This is a genomic window from Acinetobacter sp. V89_4 (genome assembly GCF_029967875.1).
Lineage (GTDB): Bacteria > Pseudomonadota > Gammaproteobacteria > Pseudomonadales > Moraxellaceae > Acinetobacter > Acinetobacter oleivorans.
The window spans coordinates 23,537-46,733 of record NZ_JASCAI010000015.1 but is presented as its reverse complement, the minus strand read 5'-3'; the positions used below and the strand labels follow the sequence as shown (position 1 = coordinate 46,733).

At 40.8% G+C, this 23,197-nt stretch carries 27 protein-coding genes; 17 read left to right on the top strand and 10 right to left on the bottom strand.

Features of this window, described 5'->3' with window-relative positions; all coding sequences use genetic code 11:
* Positions 1 to 501: 501 nt before the first annotated feature.
* Positions 502 to 972 carry a DUF523 domain-containing protein gene (locus QLG01_RS03335; RefSeq protein ID WP_282495828.1) on the top strand — a complete coding sequence of 157 codons (471 nt, stop codon included), beginning with the start codon at positions 502 to 504 and terminating at the stop codon, positions 970 to 972.
* 15 nt (positions 973 to 987) lie between these two features.
* On the opposite strand, the gene QLG01_RS03330 is transcribed toward QLG01_RS03335, so the two are convergent.
* From QLG01_RS03330 to pncA, 3 genes are all read right to left on the bottom strand, one after another.
* A complete protein-coding gene (locus QLG01_RS03330; RefSeq protein ID WP_282495827.1) occupies positions 988 to 2,331 on the bottom strand; it encodes an MATE family efflux transporter in 1,344 nt (447 codons plus the stop codon).
* 175 nt (positions 2,332 to 2,506) lie between these two features.
* Positions 2,507 to 3,445, bottom strand: a complete 939-nt coding sequence (locus QLG01_RS03325; protein WP_049837576.1) for a bile acid:sodium symporter family protein — start codon at positions 3,443 to 3,445, stop codon at positions 2,507 to 2,509.
* A 40-nt stretch (positions 3,446 to 3,485) separates the two neighbouring features.
* Complete coding sequence (gene pncA, locus QLG01_RS03320) at positions 3,486 to 4,130, bottom strand: bifunctional nicotinamidase/pyrazinamidase (RefSeq protein ID WP_282495825.1); 645 nt, start codon at positions 4,128 to 4,130, stop codon at positions 3,486 to 3,488.
* 329 nt (positions 4,131 to 4,459) lie between these two features.
* Here pncA and dapA point away from each other — a divergent pair, with 329 nt between their 5' ends.
* From dapA to QLG01_RS03295, 5 genes are all read left to right on the top strand, one after another.
* Complete coding sequence (dapA, locus tag QLG01_RS03315) at positions 4,460 to 5,353, top strand: 4-hydroxy-tetrahydrodipicolinate synthase (RefSeq protein WP_005300412.1); 894 nt, start codon at positions 4,460 to 4,462, stop codon at positions 5,351 to 5,353.
* Between the two features lie 15 nt (positions 5,354 to 5,368).
* A complete protein-coding gene (locus tag QLG01_RS03310) occupies positions 5,369 to 5,974 on the top strand; it encodes a lipoprotein-34 precursor (NlpB) (protein ID WP_282495914.1) in 606 nt (201 codons plus the stop codon).
* A 36-nt stretch (positions 5,975 to 6,010) separates the two neighbouring features.
* Positions 6,011 to 6,730, top strand: a complete 720-nt coding sequence (gene purC, locus QLG01_RS03305) for a phosphoribosylaminoimidazolesuccinocarboxamide synthase (protein WP_004790203.1) — start codon at positions 6,011 to 6,013, stop codon at positions 6,728 to 6,730.
* Between the two features lie 190 nt (positions 6,731 to 6,920).
* Positions 6,921 to 7,124 (top strand): hypothetical protein, encoded by a 204-nt coding sequence (locus tag QLG01_RS03300; protein ID WP_013196537.1) that lies wholly within the window; start codon positions 6,921 to 6,923, stop codon positions 7,122 to 7,124.
* A 152-nt stretch (positions 7,125 to 7,276) separates the two neighbouring features.
* Positions 7,277 to 8,125, top strand: coding sequence for a formate/nitrite transporter family protein (locus QLG01_RS03295; protein WP_049837579.1), 849 nt, complete (start codon positions 7,277 to 7,279; stop codon positions 8,123 to 8,125).
* A gap of 1 nt (position 8,126) precedes the next feature.
* On the opposite strand, the gene QLG01_RS03290 is transcribed toward QLG01_RS03295, so the two are convergent.
* The 3 genes from QLG01_RS03290 to QLG01_RS03280 form a co-directional block, all read right to left on the bottom strand.
* Positions 8,127 to 9,392, bottom strand: coding sequence for a replication-associated recombination protein A (locus tag QLG01_RS03290; protein ID WP_282495824.1), 1,266 nt, complete (start codon positions 9,390 to 9,392; stop codon positions 8,127 to 8,129).
* A 102-nt stretch (positions 9,393 to 9,494) separates the two neighbouring features.
* Positions 9,495 to 10,667, bottom strand: a complete 1,173-nt coding sequence (locus QLG01_RS03285; RefSeq protein ID WP_198307350.1) for a PQQ-dependent sugar dehydrogenase — start codon at positions 10,665 to 10,667, stop codon at positions 9,495 to 9,497.
* A 108-nt stretch (positions 10,668 to 10,775) separates the two neighbouring features.
* Complete coding sequence (locus QLG01_RS03280; RefSeq protein WP_004790211.1) at positions 10,776 to 11,234, bottom strand: YcgN family cysteine cluster protein; 459 nt, start codon at positions 11,232 to 11,234, stop codon at positions 10,776 to 10,778.
* 193 nt (positions 11,235 to 11,427) lie between these two features.
* Here QLG01_RS03280 and QLG01_RS03275 point away from each other — a divergent pair, with 193 nt between their 5' ends.
* The 8 genes from QLG01_RS03275 (at position 11,428) to QLG01_RS03240 (ending at position 16,713) form a co-directional block, all read left to right on the top strand.
* Positions 11,428 to 11,586, top strand: coding sequence for a DUF1328 domain-containing protein (locus QLG01_RS03275; RefSeq protein WP_002053759.1), 159 nt, complete (start codon positions 11,428 to 11,430; stop codon positions 11,584 to 11,586).
* Positions 11,587 to 11,756: 170 nt separating this feature from the next.
* Positions 11,757 to 12,494 (top strand): dienelactone hydrolase family protein, encoded by a 738-nt coding sequence (locus tag QLG01_RS03270; protein WP_004790213.1) that lies wholly within the window; start codon positions 11,757 to 11,759, stop codon positions 12,492 to 12,494.
* A 183-nt stretch (positions 12,495 to 12,677) separates the two neighbouring features.
* Entirely contained in the window at positions 12,678 to 13,040 is a 363-nt protein-coding gene (locus QLG01_RS03265; protein ID WP_005300389.1) for an HIT family protein, read from the top strand.
* Between the two features lie 141 nt (positions 13,041 to 13,181).
* Entirely contained in the window at positions 13,182 to 14,216 is a 1,035-nt protein-coding gene (mutY, locus tag QLG01_RS03260; protein WP_111855309.1) for an A/G-specific adenine glycosylase, read from the top strand.
* 47 nt (positions 14,217 to 14,263) lie between these two features.
* Positions 14,264 to 14,800 carry a M23 family metallopeptidase gene (locus tag QLG01_RS03255; protein WP_282495820.1) on the top strand — a complete coding sequence of 179 codons (537 nt, stop codon included), beginning with the start codon at positions 14,264 to 14,266 and terminating at the stop codon, positions 14,798 to 14,800.
* Positions 14,801 to 14,809: 9 nt separating this feature from the next.
* Complete coding sequence (locus tag QLG01_RS03250; protein WP_001287364.1) at positions 14,810 to 15,055, top strand: hypothetical protein; 246 nt, start codon at positions 14,810 to 14,812, stop codon at positions 15,053 to 15,055.
* Positions 15,056 to 15,085: 30 nt separating this feature from the next.
* Complete coding sequence (locus QLG01_RS03245; protein WP_282495819.1) at positions 15,086 to 15,646, top strand: DNA-3-methyladenine glycosylase I; 561 nt, start codon at positions 15,086 to 15,088, stop codon at positions 15,644 to 15,646.
* Positions 15,647 to 15,684: 38 nt separating this feature from the next.
* Complete coding sequence (locus QLG01_RS03240) at positions 15,685 to 16,713, top strand: NAD(P)-dependent alcohol dehydrogenase (protein WP_282495817.1); 1,029 nt, start codon at positions 15,685 to 15,687, stop codon at positions 16,711 to 16,713.
* 2 nt (positions 16,714 to 16,715) lie between these two features.
* Here QLG01_RS03240 and QLG01_RS03235 read toward each other — a convergent pair whose 3' ends face one another.
* The gene (locus QLG01_RS03235) at positions 16,716 to 18,140 is read right to left on the bottom strand and encodes a PLP-dependent aminotransferase family protein (RefSeq protein WP_282495816.1); all 1,425 of its coding nucleotides are present in this window, start codon (positions 18,138 to 18,140) and stop codon (positions 16,716 to 16,718) included.
* 90 nt (positions 18,141 to 18,230) lie between these two features.
* Here QLG01_RS03235 and QLG01_RS03225 point away from each other — a divergent pair, with 90 nt between their 5' ends.
* On the top strand, positions 18,231 to 18,605 hold the full coding sequence (locus QLG01_RS03225; protein ID WP_192836119.1) for a hypothetical protein: 375 nt from the start codon (positions 18,231 to 18,233) through the stop codon (positions 18,603 to 18,605).
* On the opposite strand, the gene QLG01_RS03220 is transcribed toward QLG01_RS03225, so the two are convergent.
* The gene (locus QLG01_RS03220) at positions 18,589 to 19,491 is read right to left on the bottom strand and encodes a LysR family transcriptional regulator (protein WP_282495815.1); all 903 of its coding nucleotides are present in this window, start codon (positions 19,489 to 19,491) and stop codon (positions 18,589 to 18,591) included. The two genes, QLG01_RS03225 and QLG01_RS03220, sit on opposite strands and share 17 nt — an antisense overlap.
* Positions 19,492 to 19,611: 120 nt before the next feature.
* Here QLG01_RS03220 and dkgB point away from each other — a divergent pair, with 120 nt between their 5' ends.
* Positions 19,612 to 20,415, top strand: a complete 804-nt coding sequence (gene dkgB, locus QLG01_RS03215; protein ID WP_282495814.1) for a 2,5-didehydrogluconate reductase DkgB — start codon at positions 19,612 to 19,614, stop codon at positions 20,413 to 20,415.
* 4 nt (positions 20,416 to 20,419) lie between these two features.
* On the top strand, positions 20,420 to 21,610 hold the full coding sequence (locus QLG01_RS03210) for an MFS transporter (protein ID WP_282495813.1): 1,191 nt from the start codon (positions 20,420 to 20,422) through the stop codon (positions 21,608 to 21,610).
* Between the two features lie 39 nt (positions 21,611 to 21,649).
* Here the strand turns inward: QLG01_RS03210 and QLG01_RS03205 are convergent, their stop codons facing one another.
* Positions 21,650 to 22,303, bottom strand: a complete 654-nt coding sequence (locus QLG01_RS03205; RefSeq protein WP_282495812.1) for an START domain-containing protein — start codon at positions 22,301 to 22,303, stop codon at positions 21,650 to 21,652.
* A 50-nt stretch (positions 22,304 to 22,353) separates the two neighbouring features.
* Positions 22,354 to 23,175, bottom strand: coding sequence for a 4-hydroxy-tetrahydrodipicolinate reductase (gene dapB / locus QLG01_RS03200; RefSeq protein WP_013196523.1), 822 nt, complete (start codon positions 23,173 to 23,175; stop codon positions 22,354 to 22,356).
* Positions 23,176 to 23,197 lie beyond the last annotated feature (22 nt).

Below are 23,197 nucleotides of genomic sequence, written 5' to 3'. Positions count from 1 at the left end.
GTTCCGTTTATCTCTATTGCTGATGAACTCAGCTCCTTTCTCTATAGAATACGTAATCATTGGGTGAGTATTTGAACCGTCAAAATGCCTTAACCCAACGCATCCTATGAGAAAAAAACGAATCATTAAAATGAAGATATGATGAGCGTAGAGCCTTTGATGATTAATTTCCGTTCCATGTGGTGATTGTTTTCCATACACACTGTCCTTTGTTATCTAAAAGTACGATTGAGATTTTTCAATAAACCCTTAAAAATCGTCTTTTCCTAAAAATCATTTATAGATTTATGGAGACCAACATCCTTGTTGGATCTCCATTGGCCATTTACCTTGAATTAGATGCTACTAAAAACAATTAAATTATGCAATACATAACTTAATTATGAATTGCATAATTTTAGTAATATTAAATGAAGTAATTTTAAAATTAATGGTCAGTTTCCAAATTTTGTTTATGATTTCTACAATAAGCTCCGCCATCCATTTGATTTAGGAAAACTTATGATCTTAGTCAGCGCCTGTTTAACTGGTGAACCTGTTCGATATGATGGTAAATCTTGTCCAAATACTTTACTTAAGCAGCTATTACTCAATAAAAAAGCCCAATCATTATGCCCAGAGTTATTAGGCGGTTTTACGACTCCTCGCTTACCCGCAGAAATTGTGGGCGGAACAGGTCAAGATGTGCTTGATGGCAAAGCAAAAATTACCGATTCATCTGGTTTAGATGTAACAGACTTATATTTAAAAGGTGCATACCGCACTTTAGAAATTGCACAGCAAATAAAAGCAAGCTGTGTGGTTTTAAAAGAAAATAGCCCTTCTTGCGGTAGTCAAAAAATTTATAACGGGACTTTTCAAGGGGAAAAAATTGTTGGAACTGGAATTACCACGGCACTATTGCAGCGCCATGGTTTTGAAGTAATTTCTGAAAATGAGATTGAAGATTGGTTAGTAACCCATCCTCTTTAATGGTTGTCTGCTCAATCAAAACCCTCTTAATTGTTTCCTAAAATGAAAACAGAAGGTACTCAATACACAAGCTACTAAATAACTCAGAGCAGCCATCCACCAAAAACCATAAATTCCCATCGCAGAAATCGAGATATCCTGCCAATGCAACCCTTTATAGGCCATCCACCAACCACCGCCCAATCCACAGCCCATTACTACGACCAAGAAAATTAGCATCGGTAAAATCGACACATCCCAACAGCGCAACAAAGAGGTCAATAACGCCATTAAGCCATCAAGGAAATGAAACAGACACACGATCAACAACAGTGATGCAGCCAAAATCTGCACGGCCAAATCATCTGAATAGAACGTGACAATTAAGTCCCGCTCTAACCATAAACACAGGGACAGACTGCCACTCACTGCCATAATTACCCATATACTTTGTCTGGCAATTTTGTCTGCTTCTTCCATGTTGCCGCTCCCCATAGATCGTGACACCAAAATGCTATAGGCCGAGGCAATTGATGAAGGAAAAATAAACATGAAGCCGCCAGTACTCGCGACAATTTGATGGGCTGCTGACACCACACTCCCAAAAGGTAAAATCAGAATAGCAACCGAACAAAATGCAACGACGTCCATCAACGCCATGATTGCTGTCGGGATACCTATTTTTAAAATCATCCGCAGACTTTGTCGGCTATCCTCAACCGAACGTTCTGGATGTTCAATGAAGATGTATCCTTTCTCCAAGAAAAACAGGTAATAAACAGCCAACATAAACCAGCGTACAATGAGAGTGGCTAACAAAGCCCCTATCGCACCGAGTGGCGGAATTGAAAATGAAGCGACACCATAAATCAAAAGATAGGACAAAATAATTTTAAGAATGAAGAAAATGCTATCTGATAGTAAAACCTTATGCGCATTTTCAGTGACTTGGGACAAAGCTGTAAATAAACGCATTAGTAAATGCGCAGGTAAAATAAATACCAAAGCCCACATACAGTTTTTAGTAATTGAAACGACATGTTCAGATGCGCCGAACAATTTTGGTAAATCGCGGAACAAGTAAAGCAAGCCAATACTCACCAATGCCGAACATAACATCAGCCAAATGCCTTGAATAAAAATTTGACGAATATGGGGTATGTCATGGCAACCATAAGCTTCCGAGAGCTTGAGGATCACACCTTGCAGAATACCCATCCCAATGACATAAACCACTGTATATAAAGATAAGGTCACCGATAATGCGGCGACATGGTCATTACTAAAATGCCCTACATAAGCAATATCAACCAATCCACTTAAAACTAAAATTAAATTGCTTGAGAGCATGGGAATAAATAATTTAAAAATCTGGTTCATCAAAAAAGCCTTATTTTTCTTTGCGATTTATACTCATATTCACGTTATTTTTAGTGCATCAATCCAAAGCAAAAGATATACCAGTTCTAAATTCAGCTTCCCCTAAAATATTTTTTAAATAAGAAGGCCAAACTATTCGTTTGGCCTTCTTTTGTAATATATGTTGTTTATACCGTTATTCTTGTTTGTGTTTACTTGCCCAATAAGTCGCAAGTGCAGGACCAGAAATATTGTGCCAAAGACTGAAAATCGCGCTTGGTACAGCTGTAATTGGAGAAGCAGCAAAATGTACTGCTGCAAGCGCTACACCCAAACCTGAGTTTTGCATTCCTACTTCTACGGCAATTGCCTTACAGTCTGCATAAGGTAGTTTAAAAAATCGTGCTGCTGCAAAACCTAATAAATATCCAAATCCATTATGTAAGATCACCACAGCTAAAATGAGCAAACCCGATTGAAGAATAGCTGCTTTGCTCCCACCAATAATAGCTGCCACAATCGCTACAATTGCAATCACTGAAACTAATGGCATGACTTGAATATAGGATTCGACCTGACGCTTGAGCCACGTTCTTAAAATCAGACCAACCACAATAGGCAGTAGCACCACCTGCAAAATCGAAATAAACATCGAAGCTGCATCAATCTTTAACCATTGACTCGCGAGCAAATAAAAAATCGCTGGTGTTAACACTGGCGCTAAAAGTGTTGATACCGATGTACAAGCAACCGATAAAGCCACGTTACCTTTGGCCATATAGGTAATCACGTTTGAAGCTGTTCCGCCGGGGCAACACCCCACTAAAATAACCCCAACGGCAATTTCAGGCGGTAAGTTAAATAATTTACATAGAACATATGCTAAACCGGGCATCACCACAAACTGAGCAACCACCCCAATCAATACAGCTTTAGGGCTTTGTAATACCCCTTTAAAGTCGTCTACAGTCATGGTCATTCCCATGCCGAGCATAATAATGCCCAAAATCCATGGAATGTAAGCTTTGAGCCAAACAAAAAATTCAGGCTGCCATAACGCTAGTGCTGCAAAAACAATAACCCATAGGGCAAAAGTTTTTTGAATAAATTGGGTAAAGCGCAGTAATGCAGACATACTTCCTATCCCTAAAAATTAGAATATTAGACCAATAGACTTAGCGCCCACTCAACAGATCAGTCGATTGAATACGGATAACACCTCGTTGCTGCATGGTTTGCCACGCGTGTTCTAACGAGCCATTCAGATCAATAGCTTTACAAGCATCTTCAACCACTAAAGTTTTAAAACCTTGTTTAACTGCATCTAAGGCAGTCCATGCCACACAAAAGTCCGTGGCAATTCCGACCACATAAACCGTATCAATACCGCGTTCTTTTAAGTAACTCGTTAAACCCGTCATTGTGGCGTGGTCTGCTTCCATAAAAGCCGAGTAGCTATCAATATGAGCATGAAAACCCTTTCGAATAATCAGTTGAGCGGTCGGAATATTTAAACTCGGATGAAATTCGGCATCTTGGGTACCTTGCACACAATGCTTAGGCCAAAGCACTTGTGGTCCATAGTCGAGTTCAATGGTTTCAAATGGCTGCTTACCCGAATGGTTCTGTGCAAAAGATATATGATTATCGGGATGCCAATCTTGTGTTAAAACAACATTTTCAAAATAATCAGCAAGTTGGTTAATCATTGGAATAATTGTATCGGCATCGGTAACTGCTAAATTTCCACCCGGTGTAAAACCATTTTGCACATCAACTACGATTAAAACCGCATTTTGTGGTTGTTTATTCATATTCATGTCATCTTCAATCCCAACCGGGAAAATTGCATTCTATCTTGCCATAAAAAAAGTACATATTAAGTAAGGTCCAGTCGAATCAGGCTCTATTGTTATATTTACCGGCCTCTCTCAGCTGACAATAATGAAAACATCCTATCTTTTCCTCAAGTTTACCTCGCGATTATCCGTTAGGCGTATTGTTCTTATGCGTCTGATCAGTCATAATTTGCATAATTGTCATTCAACAATCTGTTATTGTTAGAACTGGACAATCAAAATACTGCAACCATCCCACATTTTGTTTTTCTTACCTCAGATTCGGATGGATAAATAGGATATTTTTAAAAATGACTCAGCAAGCACAGACCATTCAAGGCTCAATCGTCGCAATCGTCACACCAATGTTGAAAGACGGCGGTGTAGATTGGAAGGGTCTTGAGAAGCTGGTTGAGTGGCACATAGAACAAGGTACAAACAGTATTGTAGCCGTCGGTACAACCGGCGAAGCCTCAACATTGAGCATGGAAGAGCACACACAGGTTATTAAAGAAATTATTCGTGTAGCCAATAAACGTATTCCAATTATTGCCGGTACTGGTGCAAACTCAACCCGTGAAGCAATCGAATTAACTAAAGCTGCGAAAGATCTTGGCGCAGATGCAGCTTTACTTGTGACGCCGTACTATAACAAGCCAACTCAAGAAGGCCTATTCCAACACTATAAAGCGATTGCTGAAGCCGTAGAACTACCTCTTATTCTTTATAACGTACCAGGTCGTACTGGTGTAGATCTTGCAAACGATACAGCTGTACGTTTAGCAGAGATCCCTAATATTGTTGGTATTAAAGATGCAACAGGTGATGTACCTCGTGGTAAAGCATTAATCGAAGCTTTAAATGGCAAGATGGCTGTCTACTCAGGTGACGACGAAACTGCTTGGGAACTCATGCTTCTTGGCGCTGACGGTAATATTTCAGTTACTGCAAATGTTGCACCTAAAGCAATGAGTGAAGTATGCGCTGTTGCGATTGCTAAAGATGAACAACAAGCGAAGACGATTAACAATAAGATTGCAAATTTACACAATATTCTATTTTGCGAATCAAACCCAATTCCTGTGAAATGGGCACTACATGAGATGGGACTGATTGATACTGGTATTCGTTTACCACTCACTCCTCTCGCTGAGCAATATCGCGAACCTCTCCGCAATGCCCTAAAAGATGCGGGAATTATTTAATAAGAGCAATTTATGATGCAATTACGTCTTGGTTTAGTCCTTGCAGTTTCAGCCTTAAGTTTAGCTGGCTGTGGTCGCTTCGCAATTAATAATCACTCTTTAGATTATAAAAATGCCAAGCAACTTGCCCCGCTTGAGTATCCTGCCGATGCAACTGTACGACCAGCGACACCTTTGTATCCTGCACCAACTGTTGACCAGCTCGCTATTGAGCACGCGCCGAAGTTTGAAAACCAGCGTGGTAACCGTTTTGCATTGCCACGCCCTGAACAAACTCAAGGTAACAATCCAACAGCAGATGCATCTGCTCAAACGACTACCGCGCTTGGACGTCCTCAGCTTGTGACCGACGGTAATAAAAACCCATTATTAAAAGTTGATGGGAATACGACCGAGATCTGGCAATACACCAAAGCGACATTAAGTACTTTAAATTACAACATCATCGCTCAAGGCAGTAATCAGGCGACGATTAAAGTAAATGACAATACTTATGTGCTTAAACTTACTGGTGTAGGTTCAAGTCATACTCTTGCTCTATTTAATGTAGACAACACTTTTGCAAGCCCAGATGTGGCTGCTGAAGTGTTAAACCAGATTTACCAAAATTGGCCAGCCTAGTCGTTTACTAGGCATTTTTTTTTAAAAGGTTCCCTCATGTTAAAACAAACCTTGCTCTATACTGGTAAAGCAAAATCTGTATATGAAACAGACAATGCCGACCATCTGATTTTAGTCTTTCGTGATGATGCCTCTGCGTTCAACGGCGAAAAAATCGAACAACTAGATCGTAAAGGCAAGGTGAACAACCTTTTTAACGCCTTCATCATGGAAAAACTTGCTGCTGCGGGTATTGAAACGCATTTTGAAAAATTGCTTTCTCCAACTGAAGTGCTTGTTAAAAAACTTCAAATGATTCCTGTTGAATGTGTAATTCGTAACTACGCAGCTGGTTCTCTATGTCGCCGTTTAGGTGTAGAAGAAGGTAAAGAGTTAACTCCTCCTACATTTGAATTGTTCTATAAAGATGACGGTCTAGGCGACCCAATGGTTAACGAATCTCAAGCGATTGCTTTAGGTTGGGCGACTGCTGAACAATTAGAACAAATGAAAGTGTTAACTTACCAAGTAAACGATGTATTAAAAGCATTATTTGCTGAAGGCAACATGATCTTGGTGGACTTCAAGCTTGAATTCGGTGTTTTCCATGACCGTATCGTGCTTGGTGATGAATTCTCTCCAGACGGCTGCCGTCTATGGGATAAAGACTCTAAGAAAAAACTCGACAAAGACCGTTTCCGTCAAGGTTTAGGCGGTGTTGTTGAAGCTTATGAAGAAGTTGCTGCTCGTTTAGGCGTAGATTTATCTGCTCTCTAATCGTTCAAACTTCATGAAAAACCGGGCTTTAGCCCGGTTTTTTTATATTTAATTACTTGAGATATTAAAAAGTAGACAGATTTGTCTATTAAAGTAAATTAGCACTTGCACAAACTTAATTTAAAACACTAAAATCTAAAAAAACATTAAGCACTTCACAATAATTAAATGTCAAAACTAGGGTAAAGCTATGGAAATATCTAAGCTTGAAAAGAGATTAACGAATCATCCAATCCTTTTTGGTGAAAATCCTTTGGTCTTATTAACTAACTTTAGCAATTCCGCCTTAAAACAAGGCTGGAGTCAGGCAGAAGTCGAATCTGTTATTTCTAAAGCCTCCCAAGGTGACTATATGGCACTGATCCGTACGTTAAGGGCTTATACATTTCTTTAATCTTATTGCTGATGATCTGCTGCAACTTCACATTCAATTTATAAAAAGACACATAAAGCTGTTAGGAATCGACTGGATTTATCCCAAGCACTGCCTTATCAATAAATAAAAATAAGAAATATAAATTATTTATTCAGTGAGGAGTAAACCTGATGGATCATGAAATAGAGGAAAAAAAAGTCGAGAAAACCTTAAGCTGGCGTGAAAAAATGGCAGTTGAAGAACATGAGAAACTGTCACCCCGTTTGGTCTATGAAATTATCCGCCGTGATGGTGCCGAAGAGCTGGATCGTCCAACGGCTGCACTGATCTTTTCAGGGATTGCTGCGGGTCTAGTCATCAGTTTTTCATTTGTATTTAAAGCCATTATTGCCTCTTATCTCCCAACTGATGCTGTTTGGACCGATTTAATCACAAATATCGGTTATACCATTGGGTTCCTGATCGCTATTTTGGGTCACATGCAACTCTTTACCGAGAATACCATCACCACTGTTGTACCTTTATTCAAACCCTTTACCTTCGATAAATTACGAGCAGTGGGCCGCTTATGGGGCATTGTAATTCTCTGCAATATTATTGGGACAGCATTGGCGAGTTTATTTTTCTTAACTACTCACCTGTTTACTCCAGATATTGACAAAGCACTAGATGAACTCGCCCATCATGTCGGTTCCTTTTCTGCAACCCAGAATATGCTCAAAGGTATTATGTCAGGGCTGTTAATTGCAGCGTTGGTCTGGATGTTACCCTCAGTTACTAATAAGTTCCTGCTCATCTTTTTCATGACTTACTTGATAGGACTGGGCGACTTTACCCATGTAGTGGTGGGTTCTACAGAAATGTCCTATCTCGTCTGGCAAGGAGAGGCCTCTATTAATGACTATCTATTTACTTTCCTCGTCCCCACCACCATTGGTAATATTATTGGCGGCACAGGCGTGTTTACGCTACTGATTTATGGTCAGGTGACTGAAGAACTAGAGCAGAAGCATAAATAAACTATTGTTCCTGCTGCCATCTGCGTTGCTGTAAGCGCTCACCTTCAACCTCACGCTTGTTTCTTGCAGATTCATAGAGTTTGGTTCCCTTTAACTCAGGTGGCAAATAGTCTTGCAACACAAAGTGCTCAGGATAATCGTGAGGATAGAGATAATTAATCCCATAGCCTTGTTGCTTCATCAGCTTGGTTGGTGCGTTTCTCAAATGCAAAGGTACAGGTAAATTTGCCGTTTTTTCAGCAAGTTCTAAGGCCTTATTAATCGCTAAATAAGTACTATTACTCTTTGCACTCGTTGCTAAATAAACCGCAGTTTGACCCAAAATAATTCGAGCCTCAGGCATACCCACCGCTTGTACAGAGCGGAAACACTCTCCTGCTAGCAATAGCGCATTAGGGTTAGAGTTTCCAATGTCTTCTGAGGCTGCAATCAGCATACGTCTTGCAATAAAAACCGGATCTTCCCCGCCTTTGAGCATACGTGCCATCCAATACAGGGTTGCATCTGGATCACTGCCGCGAATTGATTTAATAAAGGCAGAAACGAGATCGTAATGCTGCTCACCCGATTTGTCATATCGCGCAATATTTTGCTGAGCGACTTTCACGACCACCGCATTGGTAATCGTGTTTTCAACTTCTGGCTCAAACGTACTTGCAATTAAATCCAGTAAATTAAGCGCCTTACGAGCATCGCCTGCTGCAAATTGTATGAGAGCATCGTATTCTTCAACATGAATGTAACGCTCTTTTAAGAATTTATCGGCTTGAAGTGCATTATTAAGGAGTGTCTGAATTGCTTCACTATCTAAACTATTTAAGGTATAGACCTGACAGCGAGATAAAAGCGCACTATTCACCTCAAAAGATGGGTTTTCAGTCGTCGCGCCAATTAAGGTAATTTTGCCTTTTTCAACTGCACCCAATAATGCATCTTGCTGTGATTTATTAAAGCGGTGAATTTCGTCAATAAAAACCACAGGTGTCAGTAAATCACCACTTTCTGCAATCACTTCACGTAATTCTTTTACGCCCGTATTCAGCGCAGATAAGCTCACAAATGGGCGATCTATCGCTTGAGCCAAAAGCAAAGCAATTGTTGTTTTACCAACACCTGGTGGCCCCCAAAAAATAATAGAAGGCAAATGCCCCTGATCAATCATTTGACGCAGTGGCGCATGTTCACCTAACAAATGATCTTGCCCAATAATTTCAGACAAGTCTCTCGGGCGCAGGCGTTCAGGAAGTGGAATATGGGTGTCTGGCATCTCAAATTGCTTTATCGTCTTTTCACTATAGTCTATTGTGTCTCACAGAAATCTACAATTTGAATCTATGAGACACGTCCGTTATTTATAGGCTGGTTCGCATTAAGAGGGTTTCTTACTTAGCTTCAGTAAACGCGCATTTGAGCCATCTTCAATGACCCAAATCGAGCCATCTTGGGCTTCATGTAATCCACGAATACGTTTTTTCATATCTAATCTTTGCACTTCTTTCACGGGTTTATGCTCTAAATCCACCACAATAATTGCTTCTGAAGATAGCCCGCCGATTAACGCCTTATTTTTCCATGCAGGAAATTGTTGTCCCTGATAAATGATCAGGCTCGACGGAGAGATTACGGGAGTCCAGTCAATTTCTGGTGCTTTAAATTCTGGGCGAGTGTGATGGTCTGGAATAGGTTGACCTGAATAATGGTCTCCATTTGAAACGATTGGATAACCATAATTTTCACCTTTTACGATGACGTTAAGCTCATCACCACCTTTAGGCCCCATTTCAACTACCCAGAGTTGTCCTTGGCGGTCAAAAGCCATACCTAATGGATTACGGTGTCCAAGCGACCATATTTCAGCAGTAACCCCGCCTTGCTTATAAAAAGGGTTATCTACAACCGCTGAACCATCCTCATTTAAACGCAAGATTTTACCCAAGTTACTTTTCATGTTTTGAGCAGGGTCAAACTTTTGTCGCTCACCTGAACTGACCCACAGCTTACTGTCCGCACCAAAAAGCATACGATGTCCATAATGGCCTTGTCCTGAAACTTTAGGTACTTGCTGCCAAATCTGCTTTATATTGGTAAGTTTTGGCTGATTGGGATTAGATAAATCTAATTTCGCACGCGAAATCACTGCCCCAGATCCGCCTTGCCCTTTTGTAGCGTAGCTGAGATAAACCCAATAATTCTTAGCAAAGTCAGGGTGTAAAGCTACATCTCCTAAACCACCCTGTCCCCCATAGTTCACTGCTGGAACGCCTTGAACATCCAAGATTTGTTTATTTTTAGGGTTAAAAATTTTTAATTTACCTTGCCGTTCAGTGACTAATAAACGCTGATCAGGCAAGCTGGTCAAAGCCCAAGGTTCATTGAATTGAGCAAATATTTCAGTTTGATAAGGTTGTTTGGTTAAGGCGGTCTGCTCTGTTTTTGCAGACGTATTTTGTTCAAGATTTTTTGAATTTGTATTATTAGACCCACAAGCCATCAACAAAAAAAAGCTACTACATAATAAGGGGGTTGCTAATCGTCTCATCACTCTTATCTCCTTTTGTTTTTATTGTTATATAACGGAGATGAGTAAAAAATTTACGATAAAATGTTACTTTATAATACGTTGTAATTAAAAATGCCCATCATAAGCATATTAACGCACCCATCTTACGACATAATCTTCAAGATCATCTTCATGGACATCAACTTCAGAAAGACAACGTCCAGCAACTGACTTTTTCGCCTTAACGACGCTTTGTCTCGAACCTGTATTTAAATAATGCCAAGAAGGTAGATTTTTGCCTTCATTCAATCGCTTATAGGCACAGCTCGATGGTAACCAATGAATTGTTTTTAAAGACTCTGGGGTTAGTTGCAAACAGTCTGGCACTTGCTGCTGACGATTTGGATAATCGGTACAACGTCCTGTATCACAATCGAGTAACTTACAGGCCACTTTGGTATAAGCCACCTCATGGGTATCTTCATCTTCAAGCTTGACCAAACAGCACAAACCACACCCATCGCATAAAGCTTCCCACTCAATTTGAGTGAGTTGCTCTAATGGATAGTTTTTCCAGAAGAGTGGTCGAAGTGAGGTCTCGGTAGACATAATGTTTTAGCAGCTGATGAGATGAAACAGTGACTAAGTATAACATTGAAGTCGTCTGTACGAAAAAAGAAGCTGTATTCCTAGCATCACAAAATGATTGTTTAATATACATTTCAACCACATAAACGACACATTCGGTGCAAAAAACAAGCTATATAGTTAAACAACAATGAAAAAATAAGGAGAACAGCATATGTTCCGTTGGGCTATAATTTTTGCAGTGATTGCACTCATTGCCAGTCTATTAGGGTTTGGTGGTGTTGCAGGACTATCTAAAGACTTTGCCGTGATTTTATTAGTTGTGGCTGTAATTCTCGCTGTCATTGGGTTCATTTCCCGAGGCAGAACGTAACTTAATTATGATCACCTAAAAAGAAGGAACTGGTTTCCTTCTTTTTTATTGCTTGAAGATTTCTATCTTTTGTTTTGATGTAGATTCTTACACAGTTATTTATATTAGTTTTATCTTTTTATGCTTTAATCAAGCGTGTTTAAATCTCTTTAAATTTCAGGATTAAGGTTATGAGTACAGCAATTAAAACCCGTGAAATTCAATATACTGCACCAGATGGAAGCCATTTAATTGGTTACTTTGCGGCTCCAGATAGTGAAACACCTGTTGCGGGTGTAATTGTTGGTCCTGAGTGGTGGGGTCGTAACGAATATACGGAACAACGTGCACGCGAGCTTGCTGAACATGGCTATGCTGCGCTTGCAATTGATATGTATGGCGATAAAAAAGTAACTTCGACTGCCGCTCAAGCCTATGAATGGATGATGCAGACATTTGAAAATTTAGATACGGTTACTGACCGTGCCAATGCAGCGCTTCAAACTCTAGCGGCCCAACCAGAAGTAAATAGTGAAAAACTTGCTGCAATTGGTTTCTGCTATGGTGGCAAAGTTGTATTAGACCTTGCTCGCTCAGGTGCACCACTTAAATCAATTATAACGTTCCATGCTACATTAGCTCCGAAAGCACCTGCTCAAAAAGGCAGCATTCAGGGTGAAGTTTTAGTACTACATGGTGAACTAGACAGCATGGTCACCTTAGAAGATGTTGCTAATTTTGAAAAAGAGATGCAAGCTGCTGAGGTTAAACACGAAGTAGTGGTTTTAGAAGGTGCTAAACATGGCTTTAGTAACCCGCTTGCAGATGAAAAAGCTAAAGCGAACGGTGTAGACCTTGGCTACAATAGCGAAGCGGAAAAACAAGGCCTTGCTAAAATGTACGCGTTGTTAGATCGTACTTTAAAATAAAAGAAGCCAATTTGGAGCAAATGTTTTTTCGCATTTGCTCCCTTAAATGTTTATGACTTTGCAATATTTTTACTGTATTTTTTAAACCATACTTCAATAACTATACTCCCGTTGAGCTAGAGCAAAGCCTAGTCTTATTTCCCGCACTCGGGGTTTAATGGAATAACATGAGAGGATACAACAATGACTGACAAGAAATGTCCGTATTGCGAATTTGATGAATATGACATCATTGATAAGAATGAATTTGCTGTAATTTTGCCTGATTCTAATCCGCTATCTAAAGGCCACTGTGTGGTAACGCCACTACGCCATGTTCGTTCTTTTTTTGATATCACTTCTAAAGAACATCAAGGCTTGCTTACACTTCTTGAAATTGCTCGCCACGAAACACAGCTTCGCCATCAACCAGACGGTTTCCATATTGGCTTCAATGATGGTGAAGTGTTCGGACAAAATTCTGATCATTTCCACATTCATGTCATTCCGTACTACAAAAACCAACCGTTGAAACTTGACCAACGTTGGGGTGTACAAAAGGATTAATCCTTTTTATACATGAAGCAGAGGTTACTCATTATCAGGTAATCTCTGTTTTAACATACTCTCGCTGTTCGCCTGCTTTAAACAAAATTTCATCTAAATTTCAGCTATAATTTAGCCCTTACTTCTCTTCTATAGCTGTTCATGCCTGAATTTTCTTTTTCTGATGCCCTTTTAAACTGGTTCGATCAACATGGTCGTCACGATTTGCCTTGGCAAGTTGCAGATGATCCGTACAAAGTTTGGGTTTCTGAAATTATGTTGCAGCAGACTCAGGTAAAAACGGTTCTGCAATATTTTGACCGCTTTATGGAGCGCTTCCCAACTGTAGAGACGTTAGGTCATGCAACTTGGGATGAAGTAGCACCTTATTGGGCGGGTCTGGGCTATTACGCTCGTGCACGCAATTTGCATAAAGCTGCTGGCCTTGTCACTCAGCAAGGTAGGTTTCCTAAAACACTAGAAGAATGGATTGCACTACCCGGCATTGGTCCCTCTACCGCAGGTGCACTCATGTCTTTGGGTCTACGTCAGTACGGCGTGATCATGGATGGCAACGTGAAACGCGTTTTAGCTCGTTTCTTTGCCATTGAAGATGATTTAAGCAAACCACAGCACGAACGTGAAATGTGGAAACTGGCTGAAGAGCTTTGCCCGACACATCGTAACCATGACTACACGCAAGCGATTATGGACTTGGGCGCGACGATTTGTACGCCTAAAAAACCGCTTTGTTTATATTGTCCAATGCAAGCTCATTGTCAGGCTTATCAGCAAGGTTTAGAACAAGAATTACCTTTTAAGAAACCGAAAAAAACACCACCTGTTAGAACAGCAGATGTTCTTATTATTCAATGTGAAGATGAATGGTTCTGGCAACAACGCCAAGCCCATGGTCTATGGGGCGGTTTATTCTGTTTACCTATTTTAGAAAATGAACATGAGCGACTAAGCTTAAGTCAGCAATTTAAATTACAACCTCAACCGCAAACTTTTCAGATCAGTCATAGTTTCACTCACTTCACATGGTTACTTAATGCCCACATGTTCCACGTGGAACCTGACCAAAAAGAACATCTGGCTATTGAACTTGAAGGCCAATGGTTGAGTCCGGAACAGGCTATTGCTAAAGGAGTTCCAACAGCTATGAAAAAATTGATCTCGACGAGTCGTTCGTGACATAGTGGGTAAAATAATTTTGATATGACTGTGACAGGGAGTATTTTGTGCGACGTTTTGTTTCTCATTTCTCACTTGGTTTTCTGTTTATTCTATTGGCGGCCTGTGCCAGTGCACCTAAGAAACCTGCCCCACTTCCACCTGTTCAAGTTAATAAACTTAAAAGTATGCAGCTTCCAAATCGACTGCCTGTACCCGTGAAAGGTGTCGATCGAGATGAGTTAAAAGACACATGGGGAGCTGCTCGCAGTCAAGGTCGTAGTCACGAAGGAATTGATATTTTGGCTCCACGTGGAACCAAAGTGTACAGTGCAACCGAAGGACTCATTGCCGATCTTCGCAATAACAACTTAGGTGGCAAAGTCATCTGGATTTTAGGTCCAGCTGGAACATGGCATTATTATGCCCACCTTGATGACCACAAACGTGGCTTAAATGTTGGTGACTATGTCAAAAAAGGCGATCTAATCGGCTATGTCGGCAATACGGGCAATGCACGTTATACTTCACCTCATCTTCATTATGGTCTTTACCTAGATGGTAAAGGACGTGGTGCTGTTAATCCTTATTCATATTTACGCTAGGAACATTTTATGTCGGAAGCGCTGATCAATCGCTTAGTAGAGTTTGCCGAGTCTGGCAACCAGCAAAAGATCATTTTAAATGGCAATAGCTATCAAGGTTGGATCATGGAAATCAGCGATGATGCCCTGCTAATCAGTACCGGTTTTTCAGATAAAGTTGGTAAAGACTTTTGGCTAAAGTTTGAAGACTTAACTCAAGCTGAACTGTATTATTGGGATACTCGCCCAAATGAATGGGTGCTGTTTAAACTTTAAAATTCTAAGATAAATATAAGGAGCATTATCATGAAAACTCAACGTTGCGGATGGTGTTCCGACGATCCACTCTATATTGCCTACCATGATGAAGAATGGGGCAAACCGGAACATAACGAAGCACGTTTATTTGAAATGCTTTGCCTTGAAGGCCAGCAAGCTGGTTTATCTTGGATTACCGTACTGAAAAAAAGAGAAAGCTACCGTCAGCACTTTTTTAATCATCCGATTGCAGAAATTGCTTCATTCACAGATGATTTTTTAGAACTAAAATTATCCGATGCAGGCTTAATTCGCCACTTAGGCAAACTCAAAGCTATTCGTGATAATGCAATTGCTTGGCAAGCTCTCAAGGCCCAAGTTGGTGATGTTCCTAAATGGCTTTGGCAGTTTGTAGATGCAGCTCCACAACACAATGATGTTGTAGATTATCGTAAGGCTCCTGCACAAACTGAACTCAGCGTAAAACTTTCCAAGACTCTTAAAAAGAATGGCTTCAAATTTGTCGGCCCAACCACCTGTTATGCTTTTATGCAAGCAGTAGGTATGGTCGATGATCATGAAAACGATTGTCAATTTAAAGCTTCATAACCCACTCGAACGGTTCAAATCCGCTTAAGGAGTTTCCGATGAGCAATAATACGATTCAGGCTTATGCCGCAATGCAAGCAGGTGAGAAACTGGTTCCCTACCAATTTGATGCAGGTGAATTACAACCGCATCAGGTTGAGGTAAAAGTTGAATACTGTGGTTTATGTCATTCTGATGTTTCTGTTTTGAACAATGAATGGCGCTCGACTGTCTACCCTGTGGTTGCGGGTCATGAAATTATTGGACGAATTGTTGCTTTGGGTTCAGAAGCCAAAGGTCTACAAATCGGGCAACGTGTCGGCATTGGCTGGACTGCTGAAAGTTGCCAAGCCTGTGATGAATGTATTGGTGGTCAGCAAGTACTTTGTACAGGCGGAAGTGTTGCAACAATCGTGGGGCATGCTGGTGGTTTTGCCGATAAAGTCCGGGCAGGCTGGCAGTGGGCTATTCCCCTCCCTGACGATTTAGACGCTGAAAGTGCTGGTCCTTTACTTTGTGGCGGAATTACCGTTTTTGACCCGTTGCTTAAACATAAAATTCAAGCAACACATCATGTCGGTGTGATTGGCATTGGTGGCTTAGGTCATATCGCCATTAAGCTACTCAAAGCATGGGGCTGTGAAATCACTGCTTTTAGTTCTAATCCTGATAAAACAGTAGAACTCAAAGCAATGGGAGCTGACCATGTCGTGAATAGCCGCGATACAGACGCGGTAAAAGCTCAAAAAGGTAAATTCGATTTATTGCTAAGTACCGTGAATGTGACTCTAAATTGGCCTGCTTTTATTGCAACACTGGCACCAAACGGAACCTTACATTTCTTAGGCCTTACGCTTGAGCCTGTTCCTGTTTCTGTTGGCTCTCTTATTGGTGGTGCTAAGTCAGTGACTGGTTCACCTACGGGCTCACCTGCTGCACTACGTCAGCTTTTAAAGTTTGCTGCACGCAAAAAAATTGCGCCTCAAATTGAGCTATTTCCAATGTCACAGCTTAATGAGGCAATTGAACGTCTACACTCAGGTCAGGCACGCTACCGCATTGTGTTGAAAGCAGACTTTGCAGAATAAAACTAACTCACGTTTTTCATCTGTTGTCGTGACCATTCCGCCAAGTCACTAATTGCTTGGCGGACATCTGCTGTTAATTCATGACCCGCATTTAAACGAATGAAGTGTCGATATCGTTCATCCTCACCAAAAACATGGCCTGGTACCACGGTAATTCCTTCAGCTTTCGCAGTGTAATAAAGCGCTAAGGTATCTACTTCCTTTGGTAACTGTATCCAGAGTGCGTAGCCCCCTTCTGGCTGACTTAACGCAATGGGAAGGCCGTCAAAGGCTCTTAAAATACAACTTCGATATTGCTCGACCTGCCGCATTAGATTTGGTCGTAGCTGCTCTAAATGCTCTCGATAACCACGGCTATAAATAAAATCAGCTAAGCCTAATTGTAGCGGTGTATTTACGCCAATATTACTTGCCAGTAGCTCTAGTTTTAAATGCTGTAGCTTTGAGCTTAAACAAAACCACCCCACCCGATATGCACTCGACAGCGACTTAGAAACTGATCCACACCAAATGACATAGCCTTCGCGGTCCCAATAGCGAATCGGTAGCGGGCGTTCGTTGCTGTAACCGCATTCACCAAAAATATCGTCTTCAATAATAAAGCACTGATACTTTGCAGCTAATTCAGCAATCTTTTGTTTTTCTGCATTACTTAAACAATATCCTAAAGGATTTTGATAATTGGCTGTCATCAAGCAAACCTTCGCCAACCCCTGCTCCATCAATGATTCTAAACGTTCAAGATCAATGCCACGATGATGTGCTGGAATTTCAATAATCTGCCGTTTTAAACTTGCTAAAAGCTGTAGTTGCCCATTAAAAGTAGGCGTCGGAATCAAAATACTATCGCCTACTTCTGTTAGATGCTGAATGACTAACGATAAAGCGGGGATGCAACCATTAGTAATAAAAATATCTTCCGTTGCAATGAAGATTCCGTCTTCGCGCCAATGATCAGAAAGCGCTTTTCTTAATTGCTCATGTCCTTGTTTATTACAATAAAGAAAGTCTTGTGGTTGGCAATTTTTTAAAGCCCGTTGAATAGAACGACGTAAACCCTCTACCGGAATAAAATGCGGCGTCAACTGAATCGAACCTAACGGTACGAGATGGCTTTGTAAGGCGGCTTCTTGAATTTGGTTATGCAACTCTAAATTTGAGACTTGCCGAGGTAAAGACAAAAAATCTAGGCTATCAGGAATAGGACTAGATTGAGTACGAGCAACCACAAAATAACCTGATTTCGGCTTTACATAAATCAGTCCCCTCGCCTCAAGCAATTCATAGCAACTTTTTGCCGTGCTTAAGCTAATACTATGCTGACGAGCGAAATCTCGTAATGAAATCAGCTTCTGATGAGGCTTGAGCTCATCTTGATAAATTCGATGTGCTAATTGATTGGCAAGAACCTGATATTGAAAAGTCATTCTGTGCTGCTTTTTTAAAAATTTCTGTATCTGTACTGGTTTATAGAACACCTTTACGCTATAGAAATCAACTCAAAGAGTAGCAAGATCATGAAATTAAAAGCTATATTGTTATTTACTATTGTTTTAGCAGGTTGCCAGCCACAACCAAAAAACGAGCAGTATAGACATACGGTTTGCCAAAGTCTCATTGAAGGTTATTTAAAAATGACCAATCAACAAGACTATAAAATGGAGCAACGCACTGATGATGAAGCCAATACGATTTCTCATTATCAATATAAGCGTAATAGCTCAAATGAAGTTGTCATGGTGAATTCGACTTATTCCAAATTATATTTTAGTTGTCGACAACAGCAAAAAAGCTATTTTCTGGCCCAGCATTCATCAGAGGGACAAATCACTCCAATTTTAGAAGTTCATTTTCCAACTGATGGTTATGCTACTTTTAGAGAGCGCTTTTAAAACCATCTTTTAACTGTTCTACCAAAAACTCAATAAATAAACGAATTCTTTTTGGTAGATGCTCTTGTTGATAATACACAGCATGGATGCTTTGATATTGATGTTCAATTTGGTTTTCAAATAAGGCTATCAATCGCCCGTCTTGAATATCTTTCCAAATTTCAAATTCAGATAGTCGTGCAATACCATGGCCTCTAATCGTGAGTTGACGTACCGTCTCACCACTAGAAGCTTTAATATTTGCTTGTGCAAAAAAATATTCATCGCCGATTTTAATCGGCCAGCTATTAATATAGGCAGGTCTGGTAAAACCAATCAAATCATGATTTTCGAGTTGTTCAGGTTGTGTTGGTGTGCCTTTAATCGCTAGATATTCTGGGCTCGCAACAATAAATAAGCGACTTTTACACACCAGTTTGGCATGCAGACTCGAATCATTAAGCTCCCCAAACCGAAATGCCACATCGGTTTTATGCTGCAATAGATCAATCACCTGATCATTACTATTTAACTCAATTTCAATATTTGGATAACACTCTCGAAACTTATGCATTAATGGGGCAATCACGTGTAAAACAAACGGCGTTGCTGAATCAATGCGAATGAGTCCCGCAGTACCCTGATCAGATTTTTGTAGTTCTTCTTCAGCCGCATTTAGCTCATTTAAGATTTTACGGGCCTTTACCAAAAATTGTTGCCCTTCTTGAGTGAGTTTCAATTTACGTGTCGTTCGCTCTAACAAAGTCACATCTAACTTTGCTTCCAAGCGTGTTAAAGATCGACTAACTCCCGAAGGTGTTTGTTTTAAATGCTCTGCTGCCGCAACAAAAGAACCCGTATCAACGATTGCGATAAACGCGACGAGTTCTTCAATTGTTGATTTCATGTCTTATTCCATTATTGACTAATGATCAAAGATATTTTGCTTATTCATCTATTTTTTCGCAACAATAAAAAAAGCAAAATGCACATCAAGTTAAATGATTATTCAAATTTAGGTAAACACATGAATATTCCACGTTTTGGTCTAGGTACTTTCCGTCTTAAAGAACAAGCAGTCATTGATTCTGTGAAAACTGCTTTAGACGTAGGTTACCGCGTAATTGATACTGCTCAAATCTATGACAATGAAGCAGCGATTGGTCAAGCCATTGCCGAAAGCGGTGTATCGCGTCAGGACTTATTTCTAACCACAAAAATCTGGGTAGATAATTTTGCTCAAGATAAGTTTATTCCAAGCTTAAAAGAAAGCTTAGAAAAGCTTCGTACTGACCATGTCGATTTAACTTTGATTCATTGGCCAGCACCAGATTTAGGCGTTTCGATTCCTGAAATCATGACACTTTTACTTGAAGCGAAAGAACAAGGTCTTACTAAACAAATTGGTATTTCAAACTTCAATATTGAGCTTACCCAACAAGCGATTGACACAATTGGTGCTGAAAATATTGCAACTAATCAGATTGAGTTAAGCCCTTATCTTCAAAACCATAAACTTGTAAATTTCTTACAAGAGAAGAATATTGATGTCACTTCATATATGACGCTTGCGTACGGTAAAGTGCTTCAAGACCCTGTTTTAACTGAAATTGCAGCAGCTCATAAAGCAACGACAGCACAAATTGCACTTGCATGGGCATTGCAACGTGGTTTTGCAGTTATTCCATCTTCGACTAAACGTGAAAACCTGATTAGCAACTTAAAAGCACAGGATATCGAGTTAACTTCAGCTGAAATGCAAATGATTGCCGAACTTGATCGTAACAGTCGTGAAGTTAGCCCAGAGCCATGGGCACCAGTTTGGGACTAAACTCATGAACACTCAATCAAATACGGCGTTCTCGTTATTGGCATTGGCAATTGGTGCCTTTGCCATTGGCACCACGGAATTCTCACCAATGGGGCTGTTGCCGAATATCGCTAATGATTTAGGGATTTCAATTCCAACAGCCGGAATGTTAATTACGGGCTATGCGCTTGGCGTCATGCTAGGTGCCCCGTTCATGACCCTGTGGTTTGGTGGTTTTGCACGACGTAATGCGCTTATCTTTCTGATGGCGATCTTTACGGTAGGTAACCTGATAGCAGCGTTTTCACCAAGCTATATGAGCTTATTAGGTGCGCGTCTCATCACAAGCCTTAACCATGGTGCTTTCTTCGGGATCGGTTCAGTTGTAGCAGCAAGCATTGTGCCCGCACATAAACAGGCCAGTGCTGTAGCAACCATGTTTATGGGCTTAACCATTGCCAATATTGGTGGTGTACCTTTGGCAACATGGGTTGGGCAAAACATTGGCTGGCGTATGTCCTTCCTTGCGATTTCATTGCTTGGTGTGATTACTATGCTCGCTTTATGGAAAGCATTACCAAAAGGTATGGTTGCCCAAAAACCGAATGTGAAAGCTGAGTTGAAAGTGTTAACGCGCACTCCTGTAATACTTGCTCTACTCACCACCGTGCTTGGTGCAGGTGCAATGTTTACGCTCTATACCTATATCGCGCCAAGTTTGACTGAGTTTACACATGCTTCACCGACCTTCATTACGTTTATGCTTATGTTGATTGGTGTCGGTTTCTCAGTGGGGAACCATTTAGGCGGTCGCTTTGCAGATTTGTCTATTAACAAAACTCTGATTGGCTTCTTGGTTCTGTTAATTGTAATGATGATGACTTTCCCAATCCTTGCACAAAGCCAGATTGGAGCAGCCATTGCTTTAATGATCTGGGGTGCTGCAACTTTTGCTTTAGTTCCACCATTACAAATGCGTGTAATGTCTGTCGCTCACGAAGCACCAGGCCTTGCCTCTTCAGTAAATATCGGTGCCTTTAACTTAGGTAACGCAGTTGGAGCAGCAGCAGGTGCTTTAGTACTCGATTTAGGTTGGGGTTATAGCGCAGTATCATTTGCTGGTGCATTGCTAGCAGGGTTAGGTTTGTTATTGGTTTTATTCCAAATCAAACGCGAGAGTAGTCCCGCCCAAGCATTACAGCAGTGTTCAGATTAATAAAAAAAGCGCCTGATCTCAGGCGCTTTTTTAAGTTATTTATTTTAAAATATCTGGTAATTTAGGTTGTTCATAAATCGGACTAGTCACTTCCCGCTTCATTTTCAGCAACATCTGGTAAGGCTGTTGTTGAACAAACATATTTACGAAGCTCAGCGGAATCGCACCAGCTGGGTCAGCATAACCACTTGTGGTTACTTTAACTTTGTTATTCGCTAATTTCTGGAAGGTCCAGTCCCCTTCATAGCGAGTTAAGCGCACGACATCAGGTTGTATCGGATAATTACTATTAATTGCTGTGTTTTTAATGGTAATTAAGCCATTGGCTGCTTTACTCATTTTTCCTTTCACGACCACATCGCGATCTTTTAGAGGAAAAGGAAAATCTAACAGCATATAGAGTGTGAATTCACCCTTTTTCTCATCTTGAGACAACATCTGAACCTTGCCCATATAAGGCACCCACTGATCGGCACGATTTACATCTAAAATCACAGCGACAGCGCGTTCAAGTGGCACATCAAAAGTCGTTTCAGCCTTATATTGAAAGACTGGATTATCAGTCTTTTGATAGGTCCAGACTTTAATATTATTACGGTCTAAGCTGAGTTTAGCTTTTTCCGTAGAAGCAGCCCCCGTCCAGAAGCTGCTTAAGCAAAGAAGAGTGGTCAAGGCAATTTGTTTTTTATTCATGTTCTGCTCTATCTTGTTTTTCTCGCTACACATGGAATACGGACAGGGTTTTAAACCTGTACGTCGTTCAATCCTAAAACATCTTTCATGTCATATTTACGCGCTTCACGGCCCACAACCCATGCAGCAGCTCGCACTGCCCCAGCAGCAAAGTTCATACGATTCGTTGCTTTATGAGTCACTTCAACACGCTCACCTTCACCAATGAACATCACAGTGTGCTCACCAACAATATCGCCCCCACGAATGGTTTCAAAACCAATCGTTTGACGTTCACGCGGACCTGTGTGCCCTTCACGGCCATAAACAGCAACTTCTTTTAGGTTACGGCCTAAAGTATCTGCAATCGCTTCACCCATCATTAACGCTGTACCTGACGGCGCATCTACTTTATGACGGTGGTGAGCTTCAATCACTTCAATATCTACTGTATCGCCAAATACTTTTGCTGCAAGCTCAAGTAACTTGATTGATACATTTACGCCTACTGAATAGTTCGCTGCGTAAACTACAGGTGTATGAGTGGCAACTTCGTCTAATTCAGCTTTTTGCTCATCTGACATACCTGTTGTACCAATAACCATGGCAACACCAGCTTCACGGCAAAGCTTCAAATGCTGAGCAGTTGCAACTGGTGCAGTAAAATCAATGATTACATCGCAATCTTTCAGAACATCGGCCAAGCTTCCTGAAACCTTCACACCCACTGAACCAATACCAGCAAGCTCACCTGCATCAGTGCCCACTAAACTACTTTCTGGACGCTCTACCGCAGCAGCTAATTGATAGCCTGCCTGTTGAACTGCTTGAATAAGCGTACGGCCCATACGACCGCCTGCACCTAAAATACCAATGCGTGGAGCTGCTGACATAATCTTCCCAATCTTCGGTTTT

Coding starts and splice junctions, on each gene's coding strand:
- QLG01_RS03335 (WP_282495828.1), top strand. CDS start 502: ATGATCTTAGTCAGCGCCTGTTTAACTGGTGAACCTGTTCGATATGAT.
- QLG01_RS03330 (WP_282495827.1), bottom strand. CDS start 2,331: ATGAACCAGATTTTTAAATTATTTATTCCCATGCTCTCAAGCAATTTA.
- QLG01_RS03325 (WP_049837576.1), bottom strand. CDS start 3,445: ATGTCTGCATTACTGCGCTTTACCCAATTTATTCAAAAAACTTTTGCC.
- pncA (WP_282495825.1), bottom strand. CDS start 4,130: ATGAATATGAATAAACAACCACAAAATGCGGTTTTAATCGTAGTTGAT.
- dapA (WP_005300412.1), top strand. CDS start 4,460: ATGACTCAGCAAGCACAGACCATTCAAGGCTCAATCGTCGCAATCGTC.
- QLG01_RS03310 (WP_282495914.1), top strand. CDS start 5,369: ATGCAATTACGTCTTGGTTTAGTCCTTGCAGTTTCAGCCTTAAGTTTA.
- purC (WP_004790203.1), top strand. CDS start 6,011: ATGTTAAAACAAACCTTGCTCTATACTGGTAAAGCAAAATCTGTATAT.
- QLG01_RS03300 (WP_013196537.1), top strand. CDS start 6,921: ATGGAAATATCTAAGCTTGAAAAGAGATTAACGAATCATCCAATCCTT.
- QLG01_RS03295 (WP_049837579.1), top strand. CDS start 7,277: ATGGATCATGAAATAGAGGAAAAAAAAGTCGAGAAAACCTTAAGCTGG.
- QLG01_RS03290 (WP_282495824.1), bottom strand. CDS start 9,392: ATGCCAGACACCCATATTCCACTTCCTGAACGCCTGCGCCCGAGAGAC.
- QLG01_RS03280 (WP_004790211.1), bottom strand. CDS start 11,234: ATGTCTACCGAGACCTCACTTCGACCACTCTTCTGGAAAAACTATCCA.
- QLG01_RS03275 (WP_002053759.1), top strand. CDS start 11,428: ATGTTCCGTTGGGCTATAATTTTTGCAGTGATTGCACTCATTGCCAGT.
- QLG01_RS03270 (WP_004790213.1), top strand. CDS start 11,757: ATGAGTACAGCAATTAAAACCCGTGAAATTCAATATACTGCACCAGAT.
- QLG01_RS03265 (WP_005300389.1), top strand. CDS start 12,678: ATGACTGACAAGAAATGTCCGTATTGCGAATTTGATGAATATGACATC.
- mutY (WP_111855309.1), top strand. CDS start 13,182: ATGCCTGAATTTTCTTTTTCTGATGCCCTTTTAAACTGGTTCGATCAA.
- QLG01_RS03250 (WP_001287364.1), top strand. CDS start 14,810: ATGTCGGAAGCGCTGATCAATCGCTTAGTAGAGTTTGCCGAGTCTGGC.
- QLG01_RS03245 (WP_282495819.1), top strand. CDS start 15,086: ATGAAAACTCAACGTTGCGGATGGTGTTCCGACGATCCACTCTATATT.
- QLG01_RS03240 (WP_282495817.1), top strand. CDS start 15,685: ATGAGCAATAATACGATTCAGGCTTATGCCGCAATGCAAGCAGGTGAG.
- QLG01_RS03235 (WP_282495816.1), bottom strand. CDS start 18,140: ATGACTTTTCAATATCAGGTTCTTGCCAATCAATTAGCACATCGAATT.
- QLG01_RS03225 (WP_192836119.1), top strand. CDS start 18,231: ATGAAATTAAAAGCTATATTGTTATTTACTATTGTTTTAGCAGGTTGC.
- QLG01_RS03220 (WP_282495815.1), bottom strand. CDS start 19,491: ATGAAATCAACAATTGAAGAACTCGTCGCGTTTATCGCAATCGTTGAT.
- dkgB (WP_282495814.1), top strand. CDS start 19,612: ATGAATATTCCACGTTTTGGTCTAGGTACTTTCCGTCTTAAAGAACAA.
- QLG01_RS03210 (WP_282495813.1), top strand. CDS start 20,420: ATGAACACTCAATCAAATACGGCGTTCTCGTTATTGGCATTGGCAATT.
- QLG01_RS03205 (WP_282495812.1), bottom strand. CDS start 22,303: ATGAATAAAAAACAAATTGCCTTGACCACTCTTCTTTGCTTAAGCAGC.
- dapB (WP_013196523.1), bottom strand. CDS start 23,175: ATGTCAGCAGCTCCACGCATTGGTATTTTAGGTGCAGGCGGTCGTATG.